Raw genomic sequence first — 11,590 nt, forward strand, 5'->3', positions numbered from 1 at the left:
ATAATCTACTATTCTGACAAATAAAGAAGGGATATTAGTCTGGAAAAATAGTAAAAGAACATGGGGGGAAGACAGTGATAAAGAAATGCTTTTCTATTTTGATGATCATGCTCCTTCTTTTTGCAACCGGGGCGATGGGAGCGGCTGCTCCTGCAAAGGCTTCAGCTAAAACGGTTCAGCAGAAATTGATGCTGGACAAGCAATATAAGCCGGATGAAAAGGTCCGTGTACTGGTCGAGCTTGATGATGAACCAGCGATAGAATACGCGCGCAGAAGCGGCGTGAAATTCGGTGACTTAGCACCAACTGTTAAAAATAAGCTTCAAAAAGATGCGGTGACTGCGCAAAGCGCGGTTAAAAATGAAATCAAATCCAAAAAAGTCGCAATCAAATATCTCAATAGCTTTACAACGATTGTCAACGGCTTCAGCGCCGAAGTGAAATATGGCGACATGGAAGCCATCGGAAAATTAAAGAATGTGGCGAAAGTACATATCGTCAATGAATATGAACGCCCGGAAGAAAAGCCGGAGATGCTTTACAGCAAGGAATTTATCCAGGCTCAGGAAGCATGGAGGGAATACGGAGTCAAAGGTGAAGGCATGATTGTCGGCGTCATTGATACCGGCATTGACCCGGATCATAAAGATATGGTGCTGACGGACAGCTCCACAGCAGAATTATCACAGGCTGATACAGACAGCCTTATCTCAGCCAATCAGCTTCCGGGCAAGTTTTATACAGATAAAGTCCCGTATGGCTATAACTATATGGATGATAACGATACAATCCTTGATCTTGGACCTGATGCGAGCATGCACGGAATGCATGTGGCAGGTACAGTAGGGGCAAATGGGGATGAGGAGAATGGCGGAATTAAGGGAGTCGCGCCAGAGGCCCAGCTTTTGGCCTTGAAGGTGTTCGGAAATGACCCTGAATTTCAGTCAACTTACGGAGATATCTATATAAGAGCTATGGATGATGCCATCAAGCTGGGGGCAGATGTCCTGAACCTGAGCCTTGGCTCAACGGCAGGGTTTGTTTCTGCTGATGACCCTGAGCAGATGGCTGTGAAAAGGGCAGTAGACAGCGGTGTCCTTGTAGCTATTTCAGGCGGCAACTCTGCCCATTTTGGCTACGGGTTTGAAAACAATCCTTATGCTTCAAATCCTGATATCGGTGTATCCGGAGCTCCGGGAGTATCCTATGATTCCCTTCAGGTTGCTTCTTCAGAGAACTCTTTTATGGATCTTGAAGCTGCTTCTGTTTCAATCGGGGAAAAAGAAAGCCTGCTTCCGTTTTTGTCGGCAGGAAGCGTCCATCCAAGTGCATTGGATAAAGAAGAGTTTTCAGTGGCCGATGCAGGACTCGGCAAGCCGGAAGAAACCCGGGCTGCTGATCTTGAAGGGAAATTCGCACTGATCCAGCGCGGAGAAATCAGCTTTGTAGATAAGGCCCTGAACGCACAGGCAGCTGGAGCAGTCGGAGTCATTATCTACAATCATACCGATGGAATGATTGGAATGGCCACTGACAGTGCGATTGTAATCCCTCAGATAGAGATGCAGATGCAGGATGGGGAAATGCTGAAAACAGCCCTTGACAGCGGTGAGGAAGTGAAAGTTTCCTTTAATGGGGGAAGTGCCAAGGTAGCGAACCCGGAATCGGGGAAAATGAGTGATTTCTCTTCATGGGGGCTTACGCCCAATCTTGATTTCAAACCGGAAATCACAGCTCCCGGCGGACAGATCTACTCTACATTGAATAATAATCAATACGGAATGATGAGTGGTACATCCATGGCAGCGCCTCATGTTGCCGGCGGTTCAGCCCTTATCCTCGAGAGAGTGGACAAGGAATTCAGCCTGACTGGGTACGAGCGGGCAGCTTTCGCCAAGAACCTTCTTATGAATACGGCAAAGCCGATTGTGGATCAAGGCCCAGCGCAGAGCAAGCTTGCCCAGAATAATTTCTATTCGCCGCGCCGCCAGGGAGCAGGCATGATGCAGCTGAATGCAGCCTTGCACACTCCTGTTGTAGTAACAGAATCATCGACAAATGAGGCGAAAGTGGCATTGAAGGAAATTTCAGCCGATTCTATTTCCTTTACGCTTAAAGCCACTAACTACTCAGATGCTGCTGCAGTATACCAGGTTAAGGTCAATGCCCAGACAGATCTGGCTGTAGAAGGCTATCTGGGTGTACAGCCAGGCCAGCTGGAAGCACAGGAACTCCAGGGGGCAAAAGTGGCGATCAATGGAGAAGAGGCACCAGTAATCACGGTGCCGGCAAATTCATCCAAAGATATCAAAGTGGACATCGACCTTTCAGAAGCTAAAGTACTGAGTGAGGACGGAACAAACACAGTTTCGCCGGAAGAAATCTTCGCAAACGGGTATTTTGCTGAAGGATTTGTAACTTTTACAGATACGGAAGATCAAAATCCTCCGCTGACTGTCCCTTATACAGGCTTTAAGGGAGACTGGACTGCCCCTCCGATCCTGGACGGATTTGTATGGGAGGCAGATAGTTTTTATAAAATGGCAGGAATGGTAACCGTGATGGATGGGGAGTATGGCTATCTTGGCTATAATGCATTCACAAAGGCAACCCTCCCTGAGTCCATTGCCTTTTCTCCCAATTCAGACGGAATACAGGAACAGGCAATCCCTGTTTTATCATTCCTGAGAAATGCCAAAACAGCAGAATTCAATATTCTGGATGATGAGGGCAAGCTGCTGAGGAAACTGAGAACAGAAAATAATATTACGAAAAATTATTATGATAGCGGCAGCAGTCCGCAATACTCTCTTGACCCTGCGAGAAGCTGGGATGGAAAAGTAAATAACAAAATCGCTGAGGGAGACTATTTCTACGAAATCAAGGCAAAAATTGATTATCCGGGAGCAGACTTCCAAAGCTTCAAAATTCCGGTCAAGATTGATAATACAAAACCGCAAATAGAAGCGAGCTACAGCGGACAGAAATTAACATTCAAGGCAGAAGATGACGCGGAAGGAAGCGGCATTGCCTATATTGATATATTCATTGATGGAGAAACGCTTTTTACAACAGAAGAAACTCCCGGACTGCCGGGCGATACAGTAGAGTACACCCTTCCAGACAGCCTGGAAGCAGGCCAGGAAATCATTGTAGCTGCCTTTGACTATGCAGGAAACGCAGTAGAAAAAGAGTTCGAGGCTGAAGAAGACAGTGAGGACCCAGGCGACCCGGGTGATCCAGGAGATCCAGACCCTGGTAATCCAGGCAGCCCTGGAGGCGGGGGCGGAACACCACCGGCACCTCCTGCTGGAAACAGCCAGGGCGACTTGAAGCTTGAAGGAAGCACGGCAACCCTGACAGTTGATGAAGGTAAAATTCTTGCCGCTATCAATGATCCTCTTAAATCATCTGTCACTATTGATCTCTCATCTTCACAGAAGGATGCTTCTTCCTTCCAGGCAGTTGTAAAGCCTGAAACGATTAAGAAGATAGCAGACAAAAACAAGTCTCTTACAGTGGCCACAGGTAATGCCAGCATCACCATTCCGGCCAAGGTTCTAAAAGAGGCAGCAGGACTTTCATCAGGAGAGATCAAGTTCAGTATTTCAGAGCTTCAGCCGAAAAATTCCGAGCTTCCGGCTGCAGATAAAGGACAGCGGAGAATTTCGGATGTGTATGATTTAAAGATCATCTACATGAAAGATGGCAAGGAACGCTATCTGACAGGCTTCAGCGAGCCGGTGTCAGTTAGCCTTTCAATCAAAGGGGCCGAATTGAATGACAAGCGGAAGGCTGCCGCCTATTATCTGAATGAACAGCAGAACAAATGGGAATACACAGGCGGCAAGGCTGAAGGGGATTCAGTAACATTTTCGGTGAATCACTTCTCCAAGTATGCAGTATTGGAATACAGCAAAACATTCAGCGATATCAAGACGCATTGGGCAAAGGATGAAATCGAGGTGCTGGCTTCCCGCTCCATTACAGGAGGGAAGACGGCAGACAGATTTGCTCCGGGCGATAAGCTGACAAGGGCAGAGTTTGCCGTATTGCTTGTAAGGGCATTGAATATACCGACAGAATCCTACAAGGGTGTCTTCCCGGATGTAACGGCCAAGCAATCATGGAGTGTGCTCCATATTGAGGCTGCGAGCCGTGCAGGCATTGTACAGGGCGATTTGAAAGGAAAGTATAATCCGGGAGAGGAAATAACGCGTGAGCAGATGGCCGCCATGATCGTTAGGTCCATCCGCTACCTGAATGAAGATCTTTTGGACGGCGTATCCTCCGAAAAGAAATTCAAGGATCAAAGTACAGTGAGCCCAGGCCTGCGGGAAGCAGTATCCCAGGCAGCGGCCCTTGGCATTGTAAAAGGAACAGCCGACGGAACCTTTGCTCCGAAAGCGGACACAACAAGGGCGGAAGCTGCAGTTATGCTGTACAGGCAGCTTTCCCTGCTGGATGAGATCTAATAACGCAAAATCTTTGACATCGAATTGAAATGAAAATGTAAAATGAAAAAGCATCAGCTCCTGGTCCCGGGAACTGATGCTTTTTTAGTTTTTCATAATAGAAAGGGTAATTCTTAATACCCTTATATTTTCACAGCCAGAATCAATAGACTCATAAAAAAGGTTCTTAATATAGTAGAAAAAGACACAAAATAAAGAAATTGGAAATATTTTATTACAAAATTTCATGTTTATAGACAAAATGGATTATACAGGTACAGCTTCCAGTGTGTTAAAATGTAGGAAAATGGCGAAAGGAGCAAGCTAGATAATGAAGAAATTTTTTTGTGTGATTTTGCTGGCTTTGATGATGCTGCCGTTCTTTGGCACAACATCTGAAGCAGCTGGATCCTTTAAGGACGTAGGAGCTGATTATAGAGCCTACAAGGAAATCATGTACTTGGCTCAAGGTAATATTGTCACGGGAAGCTCAGACGGATATTTCAGCCCCAACAAGGAGGTAACCCGCGCAGAAGCGGCGGCGATGCTTGGGAGGGCTTTAAACCTTAATGGAGCGAAAAGAGTCACACAATTTAAAGATGTCAACAGTCAGTCGTTTGCTTCTGGATATATTCAATCAGCTGTAGATAAAGGGATCATCTCAGGATACTCCGATGGCTCCTTCAAGCCGGGCAAGCCGGTGACACGGGGAGAAATGGCACTGCTGATCAGCCGTGCGTTCCAATACGGGGAAAACAGTACGGGCGGTGCAGCAAATGCACTGATGGCCAGGGGGATAGCCCAGGGGATTTCACCAACGAATTTTGGATATGATTCCAATATTAAAAGGGCGGATTTTTCCGTATTCCTCGCCAGATCGGTAGATTACAAGCTTAGGATCGGCACAAGTGTTTCATTTACAGGTGAACTTACGGTAAACGCAGATTCCCTGAATGTACGGACAGGGCCGAACACAGATTATCCCAAGGTAGATTCTTTAGCACAGGGAACAACCGTACAAGCTGCTTATAATGTAGGAGACTGGGTGTACATAAAGTCCGGCTCTGCTGAAGGGCTGGTACATGGTGCATACCTGGATGGCGGGTATAAGCCCGGAGAGGTAAATAACGATCCGGCAGCGCTGCAGACAATTGTAATTGATCCTGGCCACGGCGGATCTGATCCGGGTGCAGGCGGTTTTGGCATCCTGGAAAAGAATGTTGTGCTGGACACCTCTTTGAAGGTAAAGAGCCTGTTGAGCAGGACGCCGTTTGATGTAAAGCTGACAAGGGAAACCGATGTATTTATCTCCCTGCAGAAAAGGGTGGAATTTGCCAAGGCTGCTAAAGCGAATATATTCCTGAGTGTGCATGCAAATGCATTCAATGGAACAGCCAACGGAACCGAAACCTATTATTATAATTCGGCTGCAACGAATCCGAATACAGCTGAAAGCAAGGCACTGGCAGCAGCAGTCCAAAACAGGCTGCTTGACGCCTGGAAACTCTATGACAGAGGCGTTAAACACGGAAACTTCCACGTGATCCGTGAAAACAGCATGCCTGCAGTGCTAGTTGAGCTCGGTTTCATTGACAACAAAAAAGACAATGAAAAACTCAAGTCAGCTGCATGGCGCCAAAAAGCGGCAGAGGCGATTTATTTCGGGATTTTAGACTATTATAAGCAAAAAGGATACAATGTGTCCTCTTACTATAGTATCTGATATTTACCCCGACTCTATAGAATATAAACAACAACAGGAGCTGATTAAGCTCCTTTTGTTTTATAGTTCAGCCTTTATATAAGATAATGATAGAATGTAAGAATGATAGCGATTCGGCAGCTTGCTAAGCCGGTCCCCGCTTTCGTGAATCTAGCAGAACGGAGTCTTGACTATGAAGAAATGGCTGATGCCTGCGGCAGTTATGTTGTTGATAAGCAATATCCTATTTCCGGTCATGAGTAATGGCAGCCCTGCTGCAAAAGCCGGCCCGGAGAAACAGGAGGCTAATTACATCGCGTTTTTTAATGGGGAGATCAATGAAAAGCTGATTGAGTCGGCAGGCGGGGAAGTAACGCGGGAATATGGACTGATCCATGCCGCGGCTGTTAAGCTGCCTGCCGCCTCGGCAGAAGTGCTGCGCCTCTCCGGTAAGCTTGCCGGCCTCGTTATGGATCAGAAGGTACAGGCGGGCGGACAGGTGATTCCCTGGGCGCACGGGAATATAAATCGTACGGCCATGCAGCCGGCCGGCCTGACGGGCAAAGGCGTAAAGATTGCCATTATCGATTCCGGTGCTGCTGAGCATGAGGATCTTTCCATCGCTGGGGGTGCCTGTGTACTGGATCTTGATTATAATCCACTGGCCTGCAAGGATTCCTATAAGGATGAGAACGGGCATGGAACCCATGTGGCAGGCATCATCGGTGCCCTGGACAATGAGATCGGCATAGTCGGTGTTGCCCCTGATGCACAATTATATGCGGTCAAGGCCCTGGACCGCAGAGGGGACGGTACATCATCCACGGTCATGGCCGGACTGGAATGGGCCATCAAAAACGATATGGATATCATTAATTTGAGCCTTACAACGCCATATGATGATGTAGGGATCAGGACCATGATCGATAAAGCTTATGAAAAAGGAATTCTGATCATAGCTGCTGCCGGGAATTCGGGGAGGAGCGGTGATATGAATACGGTTGAATATCCAGGCAAGTTCCCGAGTGTCATTGCCGTAGCGGCGGTCAATAAAGCGAATGTAAGGGTGCCATCCTCATCCAGCGGTGCGGAAATAGAGCTTGCCGCACCGGGCAGCTCTATTTACAGCACAACGCCTCAAGGGTATGGATATATGACCGGGACATCAATGGCATCCCCTTTCGCAGCCGGAATGGCAGCACTGTATATGCAAAAATATCCCGGCTACACGAATAAGCAGATCAGGAAGCTTCTGCAGACAAATGCCAAGGACCTTGGCACTCAGGGCAAAGACCATCTTTACGGATACGGACTCGTTCAGGCAGACACAGCAAAGGTAGATCCGATACCAGTCTCTGCCAGGACAGACAGCAGCGGGAAAATTTCACTGGATATGCAAAATGTCCTGAAGGAATTCAAGTCCTATAATGTATACCGTTTCGGCGGACTGATCGCAGAAGGGGCCGCAGAGCCGGTATTTGAGGACTATGGTGTAAAAGGGCAGGTCCCTTACATGATTGTGCCCCTGAACGGGAAGGAAGAGAAACTGGACAGAAGCACGCTTGTCTCTGCAGAGATTGCTTCGCCTTACTTCAAGGACATTACAAATTCACTTTGGTACAGCAGGCACTTAATTTACCTCAACAGGGAAGGTATATTGAACGGCTATCAGGAAAAAATGATAGGTCCCGGAAAGCTTGTAACCAGGGCCGAAGCTGTTGCAATGATTGGAAGGGCGCTGGGCATTGAAGGCGCACAGAAGGCTACCAGATTTAAGGATGTTCCTTCTGCCAGTTTTGCTTCTGGCTATATTGAAGGAGCCGCAGCCAGCGGGATATTGACCGGGTTCAAAGACGGGACATTCAGGCCGAATGAGCCGGTGACACGCGCAGAAATGGCCATTTTGATAGCGAGAGGCTATAAACTGCCTGAGGCTTCAAATGTCTCATTTTCAGATGTGAGCCCAAGCATAGCCGGTTCAAAGGAAATCCTGAAAATTGCCGGAGCGCATATTTCAGAAGGATATCCTGATGGTACATTCAAGCCGGGAGAAAAGATGCTCCGCTCCTCCTATGCCGTATTCCTGGCAAGGGCGGAAAATAAGGCTTTGAGATAAAAAGACGGGCTTTATGCCCGTCTTTTTTTATGTTCAAATATGCCAACTTACATTTATACCCTCCTTTCTCGTCAGATATTCCCATGAAATCCATTTGTAACATAATCGTAAAGTAATAGTCCGGAATTATCTGATAAAATAAGCCTATAAAATTCATATTTCGCTATTATTTATGAAAAATTGCCCAGAGGTGAAAAAATGAAACGGTTATTGTCAAAACTACTCATTGCAGTGATGGTTTTTGCTATCCTGCCTGTATCATCAGCGTTTGCATCGTCACAGCAGGAACAGATCGCAGCTATAGCAAAAGACAATCTTGGTGTTCCATATAAATATGGCGGCACTGCTCCAAGCGGTTTTGACTGTTCAGGATTCCTCTTCTATGTTTTCGGAAAAGTGGGCATTACTCTCCCGCGTGTATCGGCTGATCAGTATAATGCCGGCACTCCGGTTTCCAAGTCTGATCTGGCAGTAGGGGATCTGGTCTTTTTTGAAAAAACATATGATAAAGCAGGAATCACCCATTCAGGCATTTACATAGGCGACAATCAGTTCATCAGTGCAACAACGAGCAGCGGCATCAAGATTGATTCTTTAAGCAGTACCTATTGGGGACCCAAATTCGCAGGTGCGAAAAGGGTTGTTGCAGCAGCAACTGCATCTGCATCACAGCAGTATACAGATCTTAGTGCCGATCATCCTGCATATGCAGCAGTCAATGCGCTCAGCAGCCAGAACATCATTAAAGGCTTTGAGAATTCAACCTTCCTTCCGGAGAACCCGGTAACAAGAGGACAGGCTGCAGCCATCATCAACAGGGTGCTGAAAAAGGATGCGTCCAACTTGAATGGTTTTAAAGATGTATCGCCAAACTATCAATTTGCCAACGATATTGCAGCCATAAGAGAATCCGGAATCATCACCGGCTTTGCCGACGGCACATTCCGTCCAAACAGCAATATGACACGTGCAGAGATGGCCGTCATCATTCAGCGGGCCTTCAATCTCAAAAATAAAGGTGTCACAGCCGCAAGCACCGTCTATTCAGATGTTAGTCCTGGCTACTGGGCATTCAATGCCATCATGGTCATGCACCAGATAGATACGACTTCCATCTTTGGCGGCAGCCAATACCGTTCGTCGAGCAACGCAACAAGAGCCGTCTTTTCAGCGGCAATCTACAACTCTATGAATAATTCCAGATAATTCATGCAAACCAGGAGGATAGTCCCAGGCTCCTGGTTTTTTTCTTGCTTTTTTTCCGGAAACTTGAATTTCATGTTCATTTTGCCATGGTAGTTTTGGTAGAATAAGAGGGAATCTTGTAAAATCTTAGGGGGAGAAAAATGAAGAACATATTCAGCATGCTTTTCGCTCTTATGCTGGCAGTCAGCCTGTTTTCCTTTACCGGGCAGTCAGCATTTGCCAACGATGACATCTCAGGGATTACTTTGGAGACCGAAATGCGTGCAATGGTAAGTGAAGGCATTATCAACGGATTTGGAGACGGAGTATATAAACCGGGCGAGATGGTGACAAGGGGGCAGTTTGCTGCGTTTGTAGCACGTGCCTTGAAGCTTCCTGTAGGACCTGTGTCGTTTGCGGATGTGCCTCTATCCTCAAGTCTGGCGCCGGGAATCAACAGCGCAGGTGCTGCAGGAATTGTGACAGGATATGCCAATGGAAAATTCGGGCCGAATGATCCGGTCACGAGAGAGCAAATGGCGGTCATGATTGACAGGTCGCTTATCTACTTGAATGTGGACAGAACTGAGGCTCCTTTAAGTTTTACAGATGCCGGCCAGATCAATAAAAGCTTCAGGCAGGCAGTAGCGAGGAACGTATATGACCAGATTATAAAGGGCGTGCCGAATGGTGATGGAAGCTTCCGCTTTCTTCCGCAAAAGTCAGCTACCCGCGCAGAGGCAGCAGCCTTTATATATAGGATGATCAAGACAGCTGAGTCCTTTGTAGGCGAAGGCCCTGGCGGAGAAGAGCCGGATTCAGGCGCATTCCGGGTGTCGACAATCGATTCGGGCGGAAACCTTCAGCCGGGAAACCGTTCTTATTCAACCTTTGATGCGGCCAATAAGGCTGTATCAAGCTCAAGCCAGGTGGTGACGCTGAATGAACAGATCGTCAAAATGTCAGCGGGACTTGTCATTTCCAGGCCGCCGGTGGGCAGCGCTTTAACCAATATATACAGCGATTCAAGCTTTAAGAATAATATTACCTATGTCCCTGCCCAGCAGGAAATGAAGTATGTAGATTCTAATGAAAACTATGTAAAAGTGATCATTGCGGGGATGACTGCATATGTAAAGCACACCGAAGCTTATCTTATTCCCAATCAGCAGGTAGCCGGCAGAAACTATTATTCTGTCAATGTGAATGGTGAGCTGGTTCATTCCATCTACACGCCTTCAACCAATACCTATGCTTCATATTCCATGGGCAAGGCTCCTTCATTCCTTACAGCCGGGAACAAGTACTACAGCTGGGATGGAGGTACATTTACAAATACAACCGGACAAACGATCGGGACAGCTTATCAGTACTTTAACTATCTCCCTGCGAGAACAACAACCAATTATACGGCTGATGAGCTGAATCGTTATATCGATATGAAGCTCGGTGAATTGGAGACTTTATACAGAAGCAATCCTGCAGCCTTTGTACGCTATAAGGATGCAGCATCCCTCAGCAAAATCAAAGGGCTTGGCGCTGCCATCAAAGCAGCCGAAGCAAAGCATAGGATCAACGGCCTGCTGATCCTTTCGATGGCTATGCACGAAAGTGATTACGGCATGAGCAGACTTTCACAGGAAAGAAACAATCTGTTTGGGTTAAAAGCATATGACAGCAACCTGAATGAGGCAGAGAAATTTGCTGCACCGGCAGAGGCAATCGATGCCCTGGCAACAAGATATCTGAACAAGAACTACATTAACCCGCTCGGCGCTTACGCTAACGGCGGTGCCACAGGAAACAAATCCCGAGGCTTTAATGTGAAATATGCATCAGATCCATTCTGGGGCCAGAAGATCGCCGGGCATATGTACAGGGTGGACAGTTATTTAGGAAAGAAAGATTTTGGATTCTATCAGATCAGCGAAACAACAACTTCGGGCTTGAATGTGCGCAGCACACCTGAGGTTTCAGCATTGAACCTGCAATATACGTACAAAAACGCAGGCATGCCGATTGTAGTCGAGCGCACGAGCAATGGATGGAGCAGAATCATTTCCGATCACAATACAATTGCAGAAGCCTATGTATCGGCTCAGTACATTAAACTGATGCCAATTGCGAAATAAT

The 11,590-nt window shown here is 47.0% G+C and carries 5 protein-coding genes; all 5 read left to right on the plus strand.

The features are described 5' to 3' along the window. The first annotated feature begins 74 nt into the window (after nt 1–74). The 5 genes from FZD51_RS16315 (at nt 75) to FZD51_RS16335 (ending at nt 11,589) form a co-directional block, all read left to right on the plus strand. Nucleotides 75–4,475 carry a S8 family serine peptidase gene (locus tag FZD51_RS16315; RefSeq protein ID WP_148975723.1) on the plus strand — a complete coding sequence of 1,467 codons (4,401 nt, stop codon included), beginning with the start codon at nt 75–77 and terminating at the stop codon, nt 4,473–4,475. A 310-nt stretch (nt 4,476–4,785) separates the two neighbouring features. Further along, nucleotides 4,786–6,177, plus strand: coding sequence for an N-acetylmuramoyl-L-alanine amidase (locus tag FZD51_RS16320; RefSeq protein ID WP_148975724.1), 1,392 nt, complete (start codon nt 4,786–4,788; stop codon nt 6,175–6,177). A gap of 172 nt (nt 6,178–6,349) precedes the next feature. Beyond that, entirely contained in the window at nt 6,350–8,272 is a 1,923-nt protein-coding gene (locus tag FZD51_RS16325) for a S8 family peptidase (RefSeq protein WP_148975725.1), read from the plus strand. A 198-nt stretch (nt 8,273–8,470) separates the two neighbouring features. Then, on the plus strand, nt 8,471–9,478 hold the full coding sequence (locus FZD51_RS16330; protein ID WP_148975726.1) for a C40 family peptidase: 1,008 nt from the start codon (nt 8,471–8,473) through the stop codon (nt 9,476–9,478). Between the two features lie 140 nt (nt 9,479–9,618). Beyond that, on the plus strand, nt 9,619–11,589 hold the full coding sequence (locus FZD51_RS16335; RefSeq protein ID WP_148975727.1) for an S-layer homology domain-containing protein: 1,971 nt from the start codon (nt 9,619–9,621) through the stop codon (nt 11,587–11,589). Nucleotide 11,590: the final 1 nt, after the last annotated feature.

Source organism: Bacillus infantis, assembly GCF_008180445.1.
GTDB classification, from domain to species: domain Bacteria; phylum Bacillota; class Bacilli; order Bacillales; family Cytobacillaceae; genus Bacillus_AB; species Bacillus_AB infantis_B.

Bases quoted from the DNA above. Each gene is read 5' to 3' on its own strand.
- FZD51_RS16320 (WP_148975724.1), top strand. From the start codon at position 4,786: ATGAAGAAATTTTTTTGTGTGATTTTGCTGGCTTTGATGATGCTGCCG.
- FZD51_RS16325 (WP_148975725.1), top strand. From the start codon at position 6,350: ATGAAGAAATGGCTGATGCCTGCGGCAGTTATGTTGTTGATAAGCAAT.
- FZD51_RS16330 (WP_148975726.1), top strand. From the start codon at position 8,471: ATGAAACGGTTATTGTCAAAACTACTCATTGCAGTGATGGTTTTTGCT.
- FZD51_RS16335 (WP_148975727.1), top strand. From the start codon at position 9,619: ATGAAGAACATATTCAGCATGCTTTTCGCTCTTATGCTGGCAGTCAGC.